This window comes from Rouxiella sp. WC2420 (genome assembly GCF_041200025.1).
Classification (GTDB): domain Bacteria; phylum Pseudomonadota; class Gammaproteobacteria; order Enterobacterales; family Enterobacteriaceae; genus Rouxiella.
Window position 1 is genome coordinate 4,010,464 of the sequence record NZ_CP165628.1, and the last position, 20,613, is coordinate 4,031,076.

Consider the following 20,613-nt stretch of genomic DNA (forward strand, 5'->3'; position numbering starts at 1 on the left):
GTTAATTCATTATCGATTTACTTAAGCGAATCTTTACTTGTTAAGTTTTTAATTAAATAGAGGGTCATCAGAATTCTATTTAACCCTACCTTTGCAGGCACAGCCGTGCTTGGCACGCACGCTGCCGCTTGGCACCATGAGGCACAGAATGCGGGGGGTTCTGGTCCATGGAGCTCTGCTTTAAGGGTATTACTGATTCACGATAATATTACGCCACTATTCCCTCACAATAAATAGGTCTTTTCGTGCGCTATAGCTTATTTTTGGAATGTAGATCAATTCGTATCATTTCCCTAAACAATACCAGATATTGATCTACAGCAATTTAATCTCTTCTGGTATTTATTTCCAGATCAATAGGAAAATATTTAACGAACTATTTCGCCAAATGTTAATTTAAGGATTATTTGTATTATCATGTAGTCATTGCTGTTAAATAGATGTGAATATCAGGTATCGCAATAAATATTTATATATTATTTATATTCCGCCATTTATTTCAATTAAATAAAACCATGATCCAGATCAATATTTCATTTAATTAAATGTAAAGTAATCCAAGTGTAAAATAGACCTTTATTGTTAATAAAGATAAATTAATAGTTTGAGAACAATTAGATTGTTAGTGATTTAGGGGAAAGAACGAATTTGGGTAGGAGGAGTTTTAGCTAAAAAAATGCCGCCTCGGTGGGCGGCATCGTCACAAGAACGAGATTAACGCGTTCAGGCTTAGTGTGGCAGTACAGATTTCACGGCGTTGCCGATGTCAGCCAGGCTGCGCACGGTTTTAACACCGGCCGCTTCCAGCGCTGCAAATTTGTCGTCGGCAGTGCCTTTACCGCCAGCAATGATCGCACCGGCATGGCCCATACGTTTGCCTTTTGGCGCAGTCACACCCGCGATATAGCCGATAACCGGTTTAGTTACGTGCTCTTTGATGTAAGCAGCCGCTTCTTCTTCCGCATTACCGCCGATCTCACCGATCATCACGATTGCTTCAGTTTGTGGATCTTCCTGGAAAAGCTTCAGAATATCGATAAAGCTTGAACCCGGGATCGGGTCACCGCCGATACCGACGCAGGTAGACTGGCCAAAGCCGTAATCGGTCGTCTGCTTAACGGCTTCATAAGTCAGAGTACCTGAGCGGGAAACGATACCCACTTTGCCTGGCTTGTGAATATGACCAGGCTGGATGCCGATTTTGCATTCGCCCGGAGTGATAACGCCTGGGCAGTTAGGTCCAATCATGCGCACGCCAGTTTGCTCAAGCTTAACTTTCACCACCAGCATATCCAGAGTCGGGATGCCTTCGGTGATACAGATAATAAGCTGGATGCCTGCATCGATAGCTTCAAGAATCGAATCTTTACAGAAAGGTGCTGGAACGTAGATAACAGATGCGGTTGCGCCGGTCGTTTCAACGGCTTCACGCACGGTGTTGAACACTGGCAGACCCAGATGCTGAGTGCCGCCTTTACCTGGAGTCACGCCGCCAACCATCTTGGTTCCGTAGGCAATCGCCTGCTCGGAGTGGAAAGTCCCTTGGCTACCGGTGAAACCCTGGCAGATAACTTTGGTGTTCTTATTGATTAAAATCGACATTATTTACCCTCCACTGCAGCAACAACTTGCTCTGCGCCGTCAGTCAGGCTGGTCGCTGCAATGATGTTCAAACCGCTGTCTGCCAGTTTTTTGGCACCCAGTTCAGCATTGTTTCCTTCGAGACGCACCACAACCGGTACGTTGACGCCCACTTCAGCCACTGCACCAATGATGCCGTCGGCAATCAGGTCACAGCGCACGATACCGCCGAAGATGTTAACGAATACAGCTTTCACTTTGTCGTCAGACAAGATGATTTTGAATGCCTCGGTCACGCGCTCTTTGGTTGCGCCGCCGCCAACGTCCAGGAAGTTAGCGGGTTCGCCGCCGTGCAGTTTAACGATGTCCATGGTACCCATTGCCAGGCCCGCACCGTTAACCATACAACCGATGTTACCGTCCAGCGCTACGTAGTTCAGTTCCCACTGTGCAGCCTGAGATTCACGAGCATCTTCCTGGCTGTGGTCACGCATTTCACGCAGTTCCGGTTGACGGAACAGGGCGTTGGCATCTGCACCCAGCTTGCCGTCGAGGCAAATCAAATCACCTTCTTTGGTCACAACCAGCGGGTTGATTTCAATCAGCGCCAGGTCGCGCTCCAGGAAGATATTCGCCAGACCCATGAAGATCTTGGTGAATTGTGCAACCTGCTTGCCGCTAAGACCCAGTTTGAACGCCAGCTCACGGCCTTGATAAGGCTGTGGACCTGCCAGTGGATCCAGCGCAACTTTGTGGATCAGGTGTGGAGTTTCTTCAGCCACTTTCTCGATTTCCACGCCGCCTTCGGTGGAAGCCATGAACACTACGCGGCGTGAGCTACGGTCAACAACGGCACCAAGATACAGCTCTTTGTCGATGTCAGTTGCGGCCTCGACCAGGATCTGGTTAACCGGTTGGCCCTGTGCATCAGTCTGATAGGTCACCAGACGTTTACCCAGCCAGTGCTCTGCAAAAGCGCGAATTTCTTCTTTGCTTTTAACGACTTTCACGCCGCCAGCTTTACCACGGCCGCCAGCATGAACCTGACATTTTACTACCCACGGACCGGCACCGATTTTCGATGCGGCCTCTTCCGCTTCACGCGGGGTGGAGCAAGCAAAGCCTGTAGGGGCAGGAAGGCCATAGCGCAGAAACAGCTGTTTCGCTTGGTACTCGTGTAAATTCATGATGTTCTATCCATTGATTTCAGTAGGTTGCAGAGCAGAAATCCCTGCCCTGCACTTATATTTACCACGCCTTCAATAAAGAGGTGTTAAATCCTAGACGTCCAACAGCAGACGAGATGGATCTTCCAGCATTTCTTTGATGGTCACCAGGAAGCCTACAGATTCACGTCCATCAACCAGACGGTGATCGTAAGACAGCGCCAGATACATCATTGGCAGGATAACAACCTGACCATTAACCGCCATCGGACGGTCTTTGATCGCGTGCATACCTAGAATCGCACTCTGTGGTGGATTGATGATAGGCGTTGACATCAGAGAGCCGAACACACCGCCGTTGGTCACGGTGAAGTTACCGCCGGTCATCTCTTGAACGGTCAATTTGCCATCGCGGCCTTTGATAGCCAGCTCTTTGATTTTCTTCTCAATATCAGCCATGCCCAATGTGTCGACATCGTGCAGAACCGGCGTTACCAGTCCACGTGGCGTAGATACTGCAATGCTCACATCGAAATAGTTGTGGTAAACCACGTCATCGCCATCGATTGAAGCATTCACTTCCGGGAAACGCTTCAGCGCTTCTACCACGGCTTTCAGGTAGAACGACATAAAGCCCAGACGCACGCCGTGGCGCTTCTCGAAGCCTTCGCCGTACTGCTTGCGCAGATCCATAATCGGCTTCATGTTGATTTCGTTAAACGTGGTCAACATGGCGGTGCTGTTTTTCGCTTCCAGCAGACGCTCGGCGACGCGTTTACGCAGACGAGACATCGGCACGCGTTTTTCACTGCGAGCGCCAATTGAAGGTGCAGGTGCAGCTTCGGCTGGCTTGGCCTGGGCCGGTGCAGCAGCCGGTTTGTCATTGCCTTTTTTGGCGATGTGCTGATCGATATCTTCACGAGTCAGACGACCGCCAACACCGGTGCCTTTAATGGCGCTGGCATCCAGAGAATGCTCGGCAATCAGGCGGCGAATGGCCGGGCTGAGCGCGTCGTTGCTTTCATCATCCAGTGCTGCGGTGTGACGATCAGAAGGCGTAGACTCCTTCGTTGCACTTTTTTCCTGGCTTGGTTTGCCAGAGCTGTCGCCCGGACGCAGGCGAGCCAGAAGCTGTTTGGAAAGCACGGTCGCGCCTTCTTCTTCCAGAATGCTGTCCAGAATGCCAGCTTCACTTGCCGGAACTTCCAGCACCACTTTGTCAGTTTCGATTTCAACCAGAACTTCATCACGCTCAACGCTGTCACCAGGTTTTTTATGCCAGGTCGCAACCGTCGCATCCGCAACGGATTCAGGAAGGTCAGGGACCAGAATATCTACGCTACTCATTAATCTATCCTTATTTGTCCCTTGGTGATTGTAGTGGCATCGGCATTAGCTTTGGCTGTCACTACAATCAGCTCGGGTAAATTACAAAATTAAACGACTATTTAAGGTTCAGCGCGTCGTTAACCAGATCTTGCTGCTGCTTCTGGTGAACTGACATATAGCCTACGGCAGGAGAGGCAGATGCCGGACGTCCCGCGTAGCGTAAAGAAGCACCGTAAGGAACAACTTCACGGAAATTGTGCTGACTGCAATACCATGCGCCCTGGTTGAGCGGCTCTTCCTGACACCAGACGAAATCTTTAACATGCGCATACTGCTCAATCACGCCCTGTACCGCCTTGTGCGGGAACGGATAAAGCTGCTCGATACGAATGATAGCAACGTCTGTTTGTTCATTCTTACGGCGTTGTTCAAGCAGATCATAATAGACCTTGCCGGAACACATCACGACGCGCTTGACGCCTTTCGAGTCCAGCTCGTCGACCTCACCGATCGCCGGCAGGAAGCTGCCATTGGCCAGTTCATCGAGGGAGGACACGGCCAGCGGATGACGCAGCAGTGATTTTGGCGACATGACAATCAGTGGGCGACGCATTCCGCGCAGCGCCTGACGACGGATCATGTGGTAAACCTGCGCTGGCGTTGAAGGGATACAAACCTGCATATTTTGCTCGGCGCAAAGTTGCAAATAACGCTCAAGGCGCGCGGATGAGTGCTCCGGCCCCTGCCCTTCATAACCGTGCGGCAGCAGCATGACCAGACCGCACATGCGGCCCCATTTCTGCTCGCCGGAGCTGATGAACTGATCGATGACGACCTGCGCACCGTTGGCGAAATCACCGAACTGCGCTTCCCAGATGGTCAGGGTGCGTGGCTCTGCGGTGGCATAACCGTATTCGAAGGCCAGAACAGCCTCTTCCGACAGCACTGAGTCCCAGACGTTGAACACGCCCTGACTGTTGTGAATGTTGGAAAGCGGCACATACACGGAGCCGTTTTTCTGGTTGTGGATCACTGCGTGACGGTGGAAGAAGGTGCCGCGACCGGTATCTTCACCGGAAAGACGGATTGGGATACCTTCATCAACCAACGTGGCGTAAGCCAGGTTCTCGGCACCGCCCCAGTCGAACATTTTCTTGCCTTCGGCCATGTCTTGACGGTCGCCGTAAATCTTGGCAACGCGAGACTGCATTTCGATGGCTTCAGGAACGCTGGAAACGCGACGCGCCAACTCTTGCAGACGTTTTGGCTCGACGGTCGCAGGATAGGCTTCGTCCCACTCGTGGTTCAGATACGGTGACCAGGTAAAGGTGTGCATGTCGTTTGGACGCCATTCGTCCACCACACATTCACCGGCATCCAGGGCATCGCGGTAAAGATTGACCATTTCCGTCGCATCTTCAAGGCTGGCAACCCCTTGCTCGGTCAAGATATCTGCATACAGCTTGCGTGGCGTTGGGTGTTTCTTGATCTTCTGATACATCAGAGGCTGGGTTGCACTAGGTTCGTCGGCCTCGTTATGGCCATGACGACGGTAGCAAACCAGGTCGATCATTACGTCACGTTTAAAGGTGTTACGGTAGTCCAATGCCAGACGGGTAACGAAAGCTACCGCCTCAGGGTCATCGGCATTTACGTGGAAAATCGGCGCCTGCACCATTTTCGCGATATCGGTACAGTATTCGGTAGAGCGCGCATCTTTCGGGTTGGAAGTTGTGAAACCAACCTGGTTGTTGATTACGATACGCACGGTGCCGCCAACTTCATAACCGCGAGCCAGTGACATGTTCAGAGTTTCCTGAACTACGCCCTGACCGGTAATTGCCGCATCACCGTGAATAGTGATCGGCAATACCATGTTGCTACGCGCTTCGTCGAGACGGTCGCGACGAGCACGAACCGAACCGATAACAACCGGGCTGACGATTTCAAGGTGCGACGGGTTAAACGCCAGCGCCAGGTGAACCATACCGCCTTCGGTTTCGACGTCAGACGAGTAGCCCATGTGATATTTCACATCACCGGTACCCAGATGCTCTTTATGCTTACCTGAGAATTCATCAAACAGGTCTTGGGGTTTTTTACCCAGCACGTTGATCAATACATTCAGACGACCGCGGTGCGCCATGCCCAGAACCACTTCACGCGTACCGTTTTTACCGGCATGGCGGATCATGTCCTTGAGCATAGGAACCAGTGCATCCCCACCTTCCAGCGAGAAGCGTTTAGCGCCAGGGAATTTAGCACCCAGATAGCGCTCGAGGCCTTCGGCTGCGGTCAGTTCTTTAAGGAAGGTTTTCTTCTCTTTCTCGGAAAACTTCGCACGGCCAACCACTGATTCGATGCGCTGCTGAATCCAGCGTTTTTCATCGGTATTAGTGATGTGCATATACTCGGCACCAATCGAACCGCAGTAAGTCTGCTTCAAGGCCGCGTAAAGTTCACCCAACTGCATGGTTTCTTTGCCAATGGCAAATGAACCCACGTTGAAGGTCTCCTGGAAATCAGCTTCCGACAGATTATGGTAAGCCGGGTCCAGATCAGCCACAGTTTCCTGTTGCCACAAACCCAGTGGATCGAGGTTGGCATTCTGGTGACCACGGAAACGGAAGGCGTTGATAAGCTGCAGCACCTTAACCTGTTTCGCATCGGTTTGTGGGTCGCTGATAGCGGAGTTATAACGCGAGGCGTCCTTCGCCAGACGGCGGAAGTAGTCTCGCGTTTGTGAATGGAGTTGTTCTGGTTTGACACCGACTGTCGGTAGCTGTTTGAAAATTGAACGCCAGCTATCGTCAACGGAACCAGGATCTGTTAAATAATCTTCATAGAGCTGCTCTATGTAAGACTGGTTCGCGCCTGCCAGATAGGAGGAATCCAGCCAGGCCTTCATTGCGCCGTTCTGCATCGTGATCCCTTAAGCTTTGAAAGCTTTAGTTTTCGCCGTGGTTAATAAAATCACCGTGGTACCTTTAGATGCTAAATGTCGAACATCCAAGTAAGACGGTTTTCCATACAACAGTTCACTTAACGGACAGTGGCAATGCCCTGTCATCGGGTCAAGGAACCTCCAAAAGCCTGCGCGTTGCTGCTTGGCTCCGGCTTTTGGCGTTTCCCTGCAATGTTACTAATTATGCCTGCTAACATGAAAAAATTATCGTTCTTTATCCTGAAATTTCATCAGGTTAAACCTGCATAAATCATTCATTTTGTTGCGTAAATGTTACACCCTAATCACTTAATATTAGCGGGAACCTGAGTTCCCGCTATTTTGCATTTTGCTTTTAGGCGCCGCGCTGTAGCAGCATCGACTTAATATGCCCAATCGCTTTGGTCGGGTTTAGTCCTTTAGGACATACGCTGACACAGTTCATAATGCTGTGGCAGCGGAATACGCTGAAAGCATCATCAAGATTATCAAGGCGTGATTGCGTTTCTGTGTCACGGCTATCAATAAGGAAACGATAAGCCGCCAGCAGTCCCGCAGGGCCGACAAATTTGTCAGGATTCCACCAGAATGACGGGCAAGAAGTTGAGCAGCAGGCACAAAGAATGCACTCGTACAGGCCATCCAGCTTTTCACGTTCTTCCGGCTGCTGCAAATGCTCACGCGCAGGAGGATTTTTACCGTCATTGATCAGATAAGGTTTAATCTTTTCATACTGCTTGTAGAACTGCCCCATATCGACCACCAGGTCACGCACTACAGGCAGACCAGGCAGAGGACGGATAACAATTTTCTTCTTGCCGTTACGCAAAGCAGAAACCGGCGTGATACAGGCCAGGCCGTTTTTACCGTTCATGTTTACACCGTCAGAGCCGCAAACGCCCTCACGGCAGGAGCGACGAAACGACAGAGTCGGGTCTTGCTCTTTCAGCAGGATCAGTGCGTCGAGCAGCATCATGTCATGGCCTTCGCCGACTTCCAGCACATAGTCTTTCATGTAAGGAACGTCGTCTACGTCCGGGTTATAGCGATAAAGCGAAAATTCGAGTTTCATTTATATGCTCCTGATCGCCGGCCTAGTAGGTACGTGCTTTCGGCGGGAATGCCGCGCGCAGCTTAGGCTGCATGTTCACCTCACGGCGAGTCATGCTTTCAGTTTCCGGTTGGTACAGCGTATGGCAAAGCCACTGTGCGTCATCACGATCCGGGAAATCGAAGCGACTGTGCGCACCGCGGCTCTCGGTACGATAGTTGGCCGATACCGCCGTAGACAGTGCCACTTCCATCAGGTTGTCCAGTTCCAGACATTCGATACGCTGAGTATTGAACTCGGTAGACGTGTCGTCCAGACGGGCGTGCTGCAGGCGCTCACGGATGTGTTTCAGATCTTCCAGCCCTTTGGCCATCGCATCACCTTCACGGAAGACCGAGAAGTTGTTCTGCATACAGGCTTGCAGATCTTTACGAATCTGTACCGGATCTTCACCAGAACGAGTGTTGTTCCAACGATTCAGGCGTTCCAGAGAGAAGTCGATATCTGACTGGCTGGCATCACGGCTTTCACCCTGCTCTTGCAGCGACTCTTGCAGATGCACGCCCGCAGCACGGCCAAAGACCACCAGGTCGAGCAGTGAATTACCGCCCAGACGGTTAGCGCCGTGAACCGATACGCAGGCTATTTCACCCACCGCGAACAGGCCAGGAATCACCACGTCTTCGCCCTTCTCGTTCACACGAATCGCCTGGCCAGTTACCTTGGTCGGAATACCGCCCATCATGTAATGGCAGGTAGGGATAACCGGAATCGGCTCTTTAATTGGGTCAACGTGAGCAAAGGTACGAGACAGTTCTAGAATACCCGGCAGGCGAGATTCCAGAACTTCTTTACCCAGGTGATCAAGTTTCAGCTTAACGTGTGGCCCTAATGGACCGTCGCAGCCGCGACCTTCACGGATTTCGATCATGATGGAACGTGCAACCACATCACGGCCCGCCAGATCTTTGGCATTTGGCGCGTAACGCTCCATAAAGCGCTCGCCGTCTTTGTTAAGCAGGTAACCACCTTCACCACGGCAGCCTTCAGTAACCAGCACACCCGCGCCGGCAATGCCGGTCGGGTGGAACTGCCACATTTCCATATCCTGTACTGGAACGCCTGCGCGCAGTGCCATGCCTACGCCGTCGCCGGTATTAATGTGGGCATTGGTCGTTGACTGATAAATACGGCCCGCGCCGCCGGTAGCCAGCACGGTGGCTTTCGCCTTGAAGTACACCACTTCACCGGTTTCGATACAGATAGCAGTACAGCCGACAACCGCACCGTCCTGGTTTTTCACCAGATCCAGCGAGTACCACTCCGAGAAGATGGTGGTATGATTTTTCAGGTTTTGCTGATAAAGGGTGTGCAGCAACGCGTGACCCGTTCGGTCTGCCGCTGCTGCTGTACGTGCCGCCTGCTCGCCGCCGAAGTTTTTCGACTGGCCGCCAAACGGACGCTGATAAATTTTGCCGTTGTCTAAACGGGAGAAAGGCAGACCCATGTGTTCAAGCTCAAGAATTGCTTCCGGCCCGGTGTTACACATATATTCGATGGCATCCTGATCGCCGATATAGTCGGAACCCTTAACGGTGTCATACATGTGCCATTCCCAGTCATCATCATGGGTATTGCCCAGAGCAACGGTAATACCGCCCTGCGCAGAAACCGTATGGGAACGAGTTGGGAACACTTTGGAAATCAGTGCACAAGACATGCCTAACTGTGAAATTTGCAATGCAGCTCGCATACCGGCACCACCTGCGCCAATAACGACAGCATCAAACTCTCTGACTGGCAGATTCATTTACTACGCTCCCCACACAACTATTGTTCCATAAAGTAGATAAACCACCAGCGTGACGACGATGGCGAGTTGAAGCACCAGACGTACTGCCAGGTTTTTGACATAGTCAGTTAACACCTGCCACATCCCGATCCAGGCGTGAACCAGAATCGACAGTAATGTCAGCAAGGTGAATACTTTAGTAATGGAAGAGGCAAAGAAGCCGTGCCAGACTTCGAAATTAATGTCTCGGGCCATAATTACAAAGCCCAATATATAGATGATGTAGAGAGTGATAACGATAGCTGAAGCACGCACCAGCAGCCAGTCATGAACGCCATTACGTCCCAATGCAGAAACATTGTTAACCATACTTTATTTACCCTACGAAGACGGCAGCAAGAATTGACAACAGCACGGTAATACCGATGGCGATGTATGCCGACAGTTTACCGACAGCCAAACTCTCTTCGATGACACCAAAGTCCATCAGCAGGTGGCGAATACCGCCGCATACGTGATAGGCCAAGGCGGTGAGTATTCCCCAGAATATGAACTTGACGAAGAAACTGTTCATAATTGCGGCAGCGTGCGCGAATCCTTCCGGGGAGGAAAGAGACGTACCAAGCAACCAAAGGAGGATACCAACTGCAACGAAGGTTATTACGCCGGAGACGCGGTGTAAGATGGACGCTATCGCAGTAACGGGAAACCGGATCGTTTGCAGATCCAGATTGACAGGTCTTTGTTTTTTCACGGTTTTGCCCACACAGCCCTTAGAGCCTGTTCATAAACATCCTGCGGGGTACAGCAAAGCAAAAAAAGCGGCAAAGCCGGTTTACACATTGACTCAGTAAAGGGGCATTTTGTGCTTGTTTTAACACAGCGGACCGAGCGCAGTACATCTTGAATGGCGCTTATTATTTTCCATCCTCCGGCCTGGGCGGAAATCAGACAGCGTTAAGAGCCAAGGGCCCTTCACGTCACGCGCTCAAACATCGACATCCACTGTGCTTAAACGGCGCGTTCTATTTAACGCTGGGTGCTCCTACTACAGGGTGTTCCGGAGACCTTGGAGGAGTATAGGATGATCACATTCCTATTACAATTCCCCTACAAAATGTTTGGTCACTTTTCTGCGAAACAGTGATTTGTGTCGCATTTCTCATATTATACACAAAATAAATTATCTTGTTTGACACTGTGCTAACATTTCTATTACAAATAGTTCATGGTTCACTCCTATGACTCACCTCAGATCAACACATACACTTCCCTGCGACGCTGACTTGTGCAAAAGTGTAGCATCTGTATGCCCTCATACTTGTCGTAGGTATTGAGCAAAGATATCGAATCAATAACAACGATGAAACGCCGCCTGTCCGCCAGAAGCTGCGCAGTGGCAGTAAAACGGCTTTACCCTAAGCTTAGTAGGCTTTTTGCAACGAGTAAGCGGGGTAACAGTCACAAATTATAACGGCGGAGTAATGATCCACAGGCAGTACCGGGTTCTGCAACCAGACCAAGGACAGAGTTGTTAGAGATTATTAAAATAAGGCGCTAAGGAGACTGTAAATGGCTGATAAGAAAGCGACACTTACCCTACAAGGTCATGATCCTATTGAACTTGATGTGCTATCCGGCACGCTGGGTCAAGACGAGATTGATATACGCCCGCTAGGTTCCAAAGGTTTTTTCACCTTTGACCCAGGCTTTACCTCTACCGCATCCTGCGAATCCAAAATCACTTTCATTGACGGCGACGAAGGCATCTTGCTTCACCGTGGATTCCCGATTGACCAGCTGGCAACGGAATCAAACTATCTGGAAGTGTGTTATCTGCTGTTGCACGGTGAGCCACCAACGCAGAAACAGTACGAGGAATTCAAAACTACCGTTACGCGCCACAGCATGATCCACGAACAGATCACCCGTCTGTTCCACGGTTTCCGCCGCGACTCGCACCCGATGGCAGTTCTTTGTGGCGTGACCGGCGCGCTGGCCGCGTTTTATCATGACTCTATAGACGTCGAAAACGAGCGCCATCGCGAGATTGCCGCTTTCCGTCTGCTGTCAAAAATGCCGACCGTTGCTGCAATGTGCTACAAGTATTCCATTGGGCAACCGTTTGTTTATCCGAAGAATGATCTGTCGTATGCCGGTAACTTCCTGCACATGATGTTTGCAACACCGTGCGAAGAATACGTGGTAAATCCTGTGCTTGAAAAAGCCATGGACCGCATTCTGATCCTGCACGCCGATCACGAGCAAAACGCATCGACCTCTACCGTCCGTACTGCGGGTTCTTCGGGCGCTAACCCGTTCGCCTGTATCGCCGCGGGCATCGCCTCGCTATGGGGACCGGCACACGGTGGTGCCAACGAAGCCTGCCTGAAAATGCTCGAAGAAATCAGCACCGTTGATCACATCCCTGAGTTTGTACGCCGTGCGAAGGACAAAAATGACTCTTTCCGCCTGATGGGCTTTGGCCATCGTGTGTACAAAAACTACGATCCGCGTGCAACAGTAATGCGTGAAACCTGCCACGCCGTGCTTGAAGAACTGAATATGAAGGATGACCTGCTAGAAGTCGCTATGCAGTTGGAGCACATCGCGCTCAACGACCCGTACTTCATTGAACGCAAACTTTATCCAAATGTCGATTTCTATTCCGGTATCATTCTGAAAGCCATGGGAATTCCTTCTTCCATGTTTACGGTTATCTTCGCGATGGCGCGTACCGTTGGCTGGATTGCCCACTGGAACGAGATGCACGACGATGGCATTAAAATTGCCCGTCCACGTCAGCTGTATACCGGCTATGCTAGGCGTGAATTTAAATCTGAAGTTAAAAAATAATTAATTTTTGATTGCACAAGCCCTGTGAAAGCTGGATTTTTGGCAAGTAACAGGGCTTTTTTATGGAAAATTTAAAGAAGTATTTTATTAACCGACAAGGATAAATCAGCGATATTTGCTACCTGTGAAAAGAGAGAAGCCGTCATACTCAGGCATTCCATCATCCAGGGTTTTAGCAATGAAAATCAGCTATGCACATGCGCAAAAATTACACGAAGCAGAACAGTCAGCCAGCCGTGCTAACACTAGAGAACGGATACAAAAATATAATTCTCTCTGCGGCGTAAATTCTTCAAATAAAACACCAAACTCAAATTCCACGGCCACCACACGGTCTATTAATGCTGATAATGTCAGGACTATAACGCCTGACCCAACCAGGGCACCTGAGCCGACGAATAATTTAAGGAAAAATATTCAACAAGTCATGGTGAGTAATCCAGAAGTTAACCCAAGATTACCCAATAGCAACTTTTTTAGAGAAGCGCCAACTGAATTCCCAAGTAATACCTCACTCGCTGAATCCGATGACTCCGCGTTGGGTAGCTTGCCCAGCTCCATAAATGAAAATGAAAATTTGCATTTAATGAGAGCGCCAATTAATAGCGAAATTGAAAGCTTATTTGACTCTTCTAATGAAAATGAACTTTCGGCAGTAATTGATCCTTTTAGTGATTCTCCAAACGAGAATTTGTCAGGGAATTCTGATGATTATGAAATACCTAACGCTTCCCCTCCTCCTTCTTATGAAGAGGCGATGAGATCATCGCAGAATGTTAATGAAAATGACGCATTCGACCCACTGGCGCCTGGTAATGTTTACGAGGAAATTCCCGGCTTGGCGGAGTCTTCTAATGAACATGAGACGTTAAACGTTGATGAACTTCCCATTTATGAAGAGGTTCAGAGTTTGATGTCTTTTGAAGCTCCCGATGGATCAGTCTTTGATGAAGGCCCCGAGATCTTGGCACGGCCTTTTAATGAGCAGAGCATACCAGACTCAGAGCCACTTCCTGACTATGACGAGCAGCCGGATGTTGCCAATCCTGCAGTAAATCTGCCGCTTACAAATACAGTATCAAATCTCAACTCTTATCAGCGGCACCTTGCACGGCAAGAAAATTCATCAGTTTCGAATCTAAAACTACCCGACCTGGAATGGCTTGCTATGAGAAACGATCCATCATCAAATGATGCCATTGATATGCTCTTTACCTATGCTTGCGGTGGTTTACATATCAATGAAGTTGAAAATACAAATATAAATGACAAGAATGCTAAACGAGCCGAATCTTTCCTTTTCAATTTATTTACAGGGAAAAAATTCTGTGCGAACCAACTTGAGATGCAGAAAACATTGGAAGATAAAAGCTTAGATTTATTCGAGCTTGTTGAAGAACAAAATAAACTTCACGGTGACAACATTGCGGAATATTGGGTTATCCCTACTAAATTACTTATTATCGCCGGATTTAAATTACCCTATGGAGACGAGGACCATCGCCCCAACGTTTCTAAAAAATTAAATCAAAACATCGCTTTTAACGCCATCTTTGAAAATAATGCAGAAACTGTTGACCCACTGGCAGGTGATAACGCCTCCGAAGCTAGAGCAGAGAACGCCGCGAATGTTGCCGATAAGGAGCTATTTTTAACTAATCGATATATCCATGCAGCGGAATTAGATGCCTTTTCGAAAAAGCTAAATGCCGACTATCCGAATTCCAACATGAAATTCCACGAGGCACGTGAAATTAAAACAACCAATTCTAATGGAATAAACGAGCCAATTTTTGATAATTTAATAACAAGCAGTTTCATCAATGTTTCGGCTAGAGATTTCAGAGCTAACTTCGCCCCGATTCTTTTAAATGACCACTGGTATCTGTTTGGCACTTACTATGACCAAAATGGAATTAAATCAGCCTTGATATTTGACAGCCAAGCCAAAGTTAACAGTGAACAAACAAAAGGTTATTTTGATAAGCTCGCAGAAGAGTGTGGAGTCATAGGGGATATGCCGCCTATTAGCGAGGAATTACAAGGCAATGTTCCTAACGGTTGCGGAGTATTTGTCGCTAAAGCGATGGAAAATCTGGTTGCAGCAAATAACAATAATTACGCCCTGACTTTAAAGAACTGGACTAACGCATTTGAGTTAGAATCAGAAGAGTATCAGCAGTTATTCAACCGCCAGGGAAGAGCCGAGCTTATCAATACTCTTGGAGACGCACTGGTACAGCAGTTAAATTGAGTTTGAAACAAACGGCAATTGTCGAACCTGTATGTTGCAAGGTAACAGGGGTATTTCACCCCTGACATCCAGGACAATAAAAGAACGGTCGTGTAGAAACGCTGGTTTTCACAATCGTTTCACCACAACGTTCGCAGGACTTGCCTTCTCGAGCAAAGACCTTGAAGCGGAACATGGCGCCGTGATGCACGTTTTCGTCCATAGTGCCGCGCATGGCGTAGGAATGGCGAGCAATCGACAAGCAAGCATCGGCAAGCGAGTCCAGTTGGCTTTCGCTCAGATCTGACGGCCTGTGCGACGGCAACAGCTCCGCCAGCCAGAGGATTTCTGCACGCAAATAGTTGCCCAGTCCAGCGAGAAAAGCCTGATCGAGCAGCATACCGCCCAACTGGCGATTACAAAAACGCTTAGACATCAGGCGTGATTTTACCTGCTCGGGGGTAAGCTTCTCGTCCAGCACATCGGGTCCGATACGCTGCAAGAAAGGATGCTGATAAACTTCCACCGTGGGCCAAATTTCAATATCCGAGGCGCTGTACAGCAAAATTGCACTGTCCGGTGTGGCAATTTTTACCCGAAGGGATCGCTTGCCGTGATCAATCACGTCACCGGGGTTAAATACCCGCCAGATACCGTACAGCTGGTTGTGGCTATACAACGTCAGGTCGTTAGTAAAATGGGTCAATAAAGCTTTGCCACGGGTTTCAATGGCCTTGACCCGCTGACCAATCAAGGCTGGCTGATAAGGCTGCAGCTTTGGAAATGCAAACCAGACATCGGTAAGTGGCTTATCCACGACGGCTTGTTCAAGCTGATCCGCTGCCCGGCGGATTTCTGGACCTTCAGGCATTAATGTGTTGCTCCTTCCGCTACTGCTAAATCTTGTTCAGTATGTAAAGTGATTGCTATTGTCAATTCAAGAGCTTCCAGCAATGTTTTTTCCGACATACTGGCGCTGCCGGGATGCAACGCCGCCTGCTCGGGCAAATAAGGCACGTGGATAAAACCGCCCTTTTCTATCTTGCTGTCAATTTGTGCCATACGATGCAGCAGGCCGTACATTACGTGATTGCAAACATAGGTACCCGCCGTTTGCGATACAGAAGCCGGTATTCCCGCTTCGCGCAGCCCGTTGACCAGCGCCTTGATCGGCAGGCATGAGAAATAGGCCGCCGGACCGCCAGCGACAATCGGCTGGTCTATCGGCTGTTGACCGTCATTATCGGGAATGCGCGCATCGTCAACGTTTATCCCAATACGCTCAATGCTGAAATCGGTGCGGCCACCGGCCTGCCCTACACAAATCACCATCAGCGGATCAACCTCATCGATCGCCTTGTTCAACGCTTTGATTGCCTTACCAAATACACACGGCAACTGACGTACGGCAAGGCTTACGCCTGATATTTGCAGATCTTTCAATTTACTGACCACTTCCCAGGAAGGGTTGACGCGTTCGCCACCAAAGGGCTCGAAACCAGTTACTAGAACTTTACGCATTAATATTCCTCAGGCGCAGAGATGGAGATGCGCGAAGTGTTTTAACTGCCACGACGACTCAATATCTTAAAGCCGCGTGGCTCAGTTTCGGTGTTTATGGTCTTGGCAACTGCGATTAACCCGCGTTTACCTGGATATTTTTCTCGGCGAAAGCCGCGCGCAGGCTGCGAGCAAAGGCTAGCGCGTGCGCGCCGTCGCCGTGCAGGCAAACAGTATCGGCCTGAACCGGGACTTTAACGCCGTCTCGGCTCACGACCTGTTGGTCGATAATCATGCTCAACGTTTGCTCAAGTGCCAGCTCATCAGTTTCAATCATCGCATCAGGCTGACTGCGCGGAACCAGATTGCCATTACTTTGATAGCGACGATCGGCGAAAACTTCCTGACGCGTTTGCAGTCCCAGTCGCTCACCGGCGCGGATGAGTTCACTGCCCGCCAGCCCGACCAATTTTAGAGAAGCATCGACATCACGTACCGCTCTGGCGATCGCGTCAGACAAAGCCGGGTCAGTCGCTGCCTGGTTGTAGAGCATACCGTGCGGCTTGACATGAACCATTTTGCCACCCTCGGCGCGGGCAATTGCCGCCAGAGCACCAAGCTGATAAACCACCTGCGCGTAAACAGTTTCCGGCGGCAGCTGCATCGCCGTGCGGCCAAAGTTTTCCCGATCCGGGAAGCTGGGATGCGCGCCAATCGCCACGCCGTATTGAACTGCCCAGCGCACAGATTGGCGCATGGTTTCAGCATCGCCAGCGTGGAAACCGCAGGCGATATTGGCGGAACTGACCAGCTGCAACAGAGCTTCGTCGTTTTCGCAGCCTTCGCCCAAATCCGCATTTAAATCAACGTTCATGCAATCCCCACTTAATTTGTTCAATGAAGCGATTTTGCTCTTTGTTGGCAAACAACGCCTCCTCCAGCGAGCATTTCACAAAGTGAACCGGCATGCCGAGACGGATCTGCGCCAGATTATAAAGATCGGCTTCGATCACGCAGGCGATACGCGGATAACCGCCGGTAGTCTGTGCATCGGCCATTAACACGATAGGCTGGCCACCGTGGGGAACCTGCACTACGCCAGGCACCAAACCGTGCGACAGCATTTCTCGATGAGTGTTACGTTTAAGTTCATGGCCGTGCAAACGATAGCCCATGCGGTTACTTTGCGGGCTTAACTGCCAAGCTGTGCGCCAAAAAGAATCACGCGCATCGTCGCTGAATTCATCGTATTCAGGTCCTGGAATGGCACGAATACGGTTACCAAACAGCAGCTGTTTAACGCCAATGGATTTTTTCGGCAGATTTTTAGTTTTCCCGGCGGTTAAAACATCGCCGTCTTTCAAGGCTCGGCCTTCAAAACCACCAAACCCGGCCTTAAGATCGGTACTGCGTGAATCGAGTACCACGGGTACGTTAATTCCCCCCGCTACCGCCAGATAGCTGCGCATCCCACGAATGGGCGTTTTCAGGCTCAATACCTGCCCTGGTTTTACCGGATAGCACCAACCGGTCCACACAGATTCACCGTCAAGGGTGGCATGGCTGCCCGCACCAGTCAGGGCAATCCAGCCTTTTTTAGTGAACTCAACGCTGAACTGACCCAAGGTAATTTCAATACCCGCGGCGTTTTCTTCGTTGCCCACCAGCAGATTGCCGATACGCAGCGCAGGTGCATCAAAGGCTCCTGATTGGCTGACGCCGAGCTGGCGATAGCCATCGCGCCCCAAATCCTGTACCGAGGTTAGCATCCCGGCACGTAAAATCTTTAACATACGCCCTCCTTCTGAGGCACAAAGCGTACCCGATCCCCGGGGCGTAATAGAGTCGGTAAGCGGCTGTCGGGATCAAACATCGACAGCGGCGTATGGCCGATAAGCTGCCAACCACCGGGGGTAATCAACGGGTAGATGCCGGTTTGGCCGCCACCGATACCCACTGTTCCTGCTGGTACGCTCAAACGAGGTTCAGAATGGCGTGGGGTGGCCAGCACGTCGGGCATGCCGCCGAGGTAAGGGAATCCGGGCTGAAAACCGAGAAAATAGACGATGTACTCCGCGCCGCTGTGGCATTCGACTACCTGACTTGGGGTCATGCCGGTATGGCTGGCGACGCCGGAGAGATCGGGGCCGCCTTTGCCACCATAAACCACCGGAATTTCAATGAGTCGCGATTCCGGCTCAAAAGAGTTGCTGTCGTGCCACCAGCTTTGCAGGCGCTCAACGGCCTGTGCGGCGTAAGTCTGTGGTTCAGTCAGTAAGACGGTTAAATTATTCATACCTGGAATGACTTCTTTAACGCCGGGGAAGTCCACCACGCGTTGAGCCAGTCCCCAGATTCGCTGTTGGTTCGCCAATGACACCGGAGGCTCCAGTTCGAGAACGACCGCGCGTTCCCCTAACAAGTAACATCGTGCTGGTTGCACTTGATAACTCCTAAGCCACAGAATTAATAGAATTAGAATGATGATACAGTTAAAGATAACGTTATTTATACAACAGTTACAGACCCTACGTGCCACCTGAAAAACTTAACTTCTCGATGGTCAGGGGCTGAACTGCTAGGCTGTATGGCAAAGACCGCCTGTGTGTCTTATGTTTCTGCAAAACCCTGCCTGCGCGGAAGGCGTTGAAAAGCAGTGTGTTGCCTCAATGAAAGGAAGAAACAGTGAAAAAGACCTTTGGCGTTTTTTTTCCGCTCTATACCACCACATTACTGATGCTGCTTGGTTCAGGGCTTCTCACCACCTACGTCTCTCTTCGCCTAAGCGCCATTCACGTTAGCGGCGCGATGATTGGTGCGATTATTGCTGCCAACTATATTGGTCTGGTGATCGGCGGCAAGGTTGGCCACTTTTTGATTGCCCGCGTCGGGCATATCCGCGCCTATGTCTCCTGCTCGGGGATCATCACCGCCGCCGTGATAGGCCATGGACTGACCGAAATTATCCCCGTTTGGGTCGTGCTGCGATTAATTATCGGCCTGTGCATGATGTGCCAATATATGGTGCTGGAAAGCTGGCTCAACGATCAGTCTGACTCCAGCCAGCGCGGCGTGGTGTTCGGCTTTTATATGGCGGCGTCGTATCTCGGCATGGCTCTTGGCCAGGTTGTTTTGATGCTGCAAACCGATCTGGGGATGAGCACACTGTTGGTGATTGCCCTGTGTTTCGCACTCTGTTTAGTACCGATTGCGCTGACTACCCGCACCAAGGTCGGCCATATGTCGCCCGCGCCGATGGAGCTCAAGTATTTTATAGGCGCGATCCCCAAGGTGCTGGCGATTACGCTGGTAATTGGCATGATCGTTGGCTCGTTCTACGGCATGGCTCCGCTGTACGCAAACCAGCAGGGTCTGACTACTCAACAGACGGGCCTGTTTATGGCGCTGGCGATATTTGCCGGTCTGGTGGCACAGTTTCCGCTGAGCTGGTTGTCCGACCGCTATAACCGTAATCTGCTGATGCGCATCAACGCCCTGCTGCTGGCGGTTGCAGCCCTGCCGCTGGCTATCTTCACCCACATTTCGTTCCCGCTGCTGCTCACCGTCGGTTTTATGGTTAGCCTGATGCAATTTACGCTTTATCCGCTGATTGTCGCGCTGGCCAATGACATGATTGAACCCGAGCGCCGGGTTTCACTGTCCGCGTGTTTGTTGATGGCTTTCGGCGTCGGGGCCTGTATCGGGCCACTGGCAGTTGGCGCGCTGATTGAGCCGCTGGGTGGCAATATTCTTTATGCCTTTTTCGCTCTCTGCGGTGCGGCGATCGTTGCCCTGAGTCGCAGCTCGGCTACGGAACAGCTGACGCAGATGGCGGAAGATGCACCCGTGCCGCACATCGCTATGCCCGACAGCCTGAGCAGTTCCCCGCTGTCGCCTGCGCTAAATCCCAATATTGACGAGCAGATGATCCAGGATCAGATGCCAGCGCCGGAAACTGCCGAGCAAAGCGAGCCTGAGACTGAAACGGAAAACGAGTTGGAAACTCGCCCACAGGGCGCAGATCCTGATGCAGATACCGGCTTGCAGCGGGCGTTTATCCTGCTTGAAGACAGTGAGCTTCCGCCGACCCAACAGCCGCTGGAGCAAGAAGAAGACGAGGCAGATGCTGTGCCACCCAAAGTCGCACAGCAGGGTCGATAA

General features: G+C 50.6%; 16 protein-coding genes. 3 read left to right on the forward strand and 13 right to left on the reverse strand.

The window, feature by feature from the left end:
* Nucleotides 1-729: 729 nt before the first annotated feature.
* The 8 genes from sucD to sdhC all read right to left on the reverse strand — a co-directional run bounded on the left by sucD (nucleotide 730) and on the right by sdhC (nucleotide 10,629).
* Complete coding sequence (gene sucD, locus AB3G37_RS18590; protein WP_009636835.1) at nucleotides 730-1,602, reverse strand: succinate--CoA ligase subunit alpha; 873 nt, start codon at nucleotides 1,600-1,602, stop codon at nucleotides 730-732.
* Nucleotides 1,602-2,768 (reverse strand): ADP-forming succinate--CoA ligase subunit beta, encoded by a 1,167-nt coding sequence (gene sucC, locus AB3G37_RS18595; protein WP_009636836.1) that lies wholly within the window; start codon nucleotides 2,766-2,768, stop codon nucleotides 1,602-1,604. The genes sucD and sucC overlap by 1 nt, the downstream gene beginning before the upstream one ends.
* Before the next feature lie 93 nt (nucleotides 2,769-2,861).
* On the reverse strand, nucleotides 2,862-4,094 hold the full coding sequence (gene odhB / locus AB3G37_RS18600; protein ID WP_009636837.1) for a 2-oxoglutarate dehydrogenase complex dihydrolipoyllysine-residue succinyltransferase: 1,233 nt from the start codon (nucleotides 4,092-4,094) through the stop codon (nucleotides 2,862-2,864).
* Between the two features lie 97 nt (nucleotides 4,095-4,191).
* Nucleotides 4,192-6,999: a 2-oxoglutarate dehydrogenase E1 component gene (gene sucA, locus AB3G37_RS18605; protein WP_009636838.1), complete on the reverse strand. Its 2,808-nt coding sequence runs from the start codon at nucleotides 6,997-6,999 to the stop codon at nucleotides 4,192-4,194.
* A 376-nt stretch (nucleotides 7,000-7,375) separates the two neighbouring features.
* On the reverse strand, nucleotides 7,376-8,092 hold the full coding sequence (locus AB3G37_RS18610; protein ID WP_009636839.1) for a succinate dehydrogenase iron-sulfur subunit: 717 nt from the start codon (nucleotides 8,090-8,092) through the stop codon (nucleotides 7,376-7,378).
* Between the two features lie 22 nt (nucleotides 8,093-8,114).
* Nucleotides 8,115-9,881, reverse strand: coding sequence for a succinate dehydrogenase flavoprotein subunit (gene sdhA / locus AB3G37_RS18615; protein ID WP_009636840.1), 1,767 nt, complete (start codon nucleotides 9,879-9,881; stop codon nucleotides 8,115-8,117).
* A 3-nt stretch (nucleotides 9,882-9,884) separates the two neighbouring features.
* On the reverse strand, nucleotides 9,885-10,232 hold the full coding sequence (gene sdhD / locus AB3G37_RS18620) for a succinate dehydrogenase membrane anchor subunit (RefSeq protein ID WP_009636841.1): 348 nt from the start codon (nucleotides 10,230-10,232) through the stop codon (nucleotides 9,885-9,887).
* A 7-nt stretch (nucleotides 10,233-10,239) separates the two neighbouring features.
* Entirely contained in the window at nucleotides 10,240-10,629 is a 390-nt protein-coding gene (gene sdhC, locus AB3G37_RS18625) for a succinate dehydrogenase cytochrome b556 subunit (RefSeq protein WP_009636842.1), read from the reverse strand.
* 806 nt (nucleotides 10,630-11,435) lie between these two features.
* On the opposite strand from sdhC, the gene AB3G37_RS18630 reads away from it, so the two are divergent.
* The gene (locus tag AB3G37_RS18630) at nucleotides 11,436-12,719 is read left to right on the forward strand and encodes a citrate synthase (protein WP_009636843.1); all 1,284 of its coding nucleotides are present in this window, start codon (nucleotides 11,436-11,438) and stop codon (nucleotides 12,717-12,719) included.
* Nucleotides 12,720-12,897: 178 nt separating this feature from the next.
* Entirely contained in the window at nucleotides 12,898-14,973 is a 2,076-nt protein-coding gene (locus tag AB3G37_RS18635; RefSeq protein WP_369788748.1) for a hypothetical protein, read from the forward strand.
* Between the two features lie 55 nt (nucleotides 14,974-15,028).
* Here the strand turns inward: AB3G37_RS18635 and nei are convergent, their stop codons facing one another.
* The 5 genes from nei to pxpB all read right to left on the reverse strand — a co-directional run bounded on the left by nei (nucleotide 15,029) and on the right by pxpB (nucleotide 18,895).
* The gene (gene nei, locus AB3G37_RS18640; RefSeq protein ID WP_369788749.1) at nucleotides 15,029-15,823 is read right to left on the reverse strand and encodes an endonuclease VIII; all 795 of its coding nucleotides are present in this window, start codon (nucleotides 15,821-15,823) and stop codon (nucleotides 15,029-15,031) included.
* Nucleotides 15,823-16,473 carry a pyroglutamyl-peptidase I gene (pcp, locus tag AB3G37_RS18645; protein WP_369788750.1) on the reverse strand — a complete coding sequence of 217 codons (651 nt, stop codon included), beginning with the start codon at nucleotides 16,471-16,473 and terminating at the stop codon, nucleotides 15,823-15,825. Before pcp ends, nei begins: the two co-directional genes overlap by 1 nt.
* A gap of 115 nt (nucleotides 16,474-16,588) precedes the next feature.
* Entirely contained in the window at nucleotides 16,589-17,326 is a 738-nt protein-coding gene (pxpA, locus tag AB3G37_RS18650) for a 5-oxoprolinase subunit PxpA (protein WP_369788751.1), read from the reverse strand.
* Complete coding sequence (gene pxpC, locus AB3G37_RS18655; RefSeq protein WP_009636848.1) at nucleotides 17,316-18,245, reverse strand: 5-oxoprolinase subunit PxpC; 930 nt, start codon at nucleotides 18,243-18,245, stop codon at nucleotides 17,316-17,318. Before pxpC ends, pxpA begins: the two co-directional genes overlap by 11 nt.
* The gene (pxpB, locus tag AB3G37_RS18660) at nucleotides 18,239-18,895 is read right to left on the reverse strand and encodes a 5-oxoprolinase subunit PxpB (protein ID WP_009636849.1); all 657 of its coding nucleotides are present in this window, start codon (nucleotides 18,893-18,895) and stop codon (nucleotides 18,239-18,241) included. The genes pxpC and pxpB overlap by 7 nt, the downstream gene beginning before the upstream one ends.
* 242 nt (nucleotides 18,896-19,137) lie before the next feature.
* Between pxpB and AB3G37_RS18665 the strand changes: the two genes are divergently transcribed.
* A complete protein-coding gene (locus AB3G37_RS18665) occupies nucleotides 19,138-20,613 on the forward strand; it encodes an MFS transporter (RefSeq protein ID WP_369788752.1) in 1,476 nt (491 codons plus the stop codon).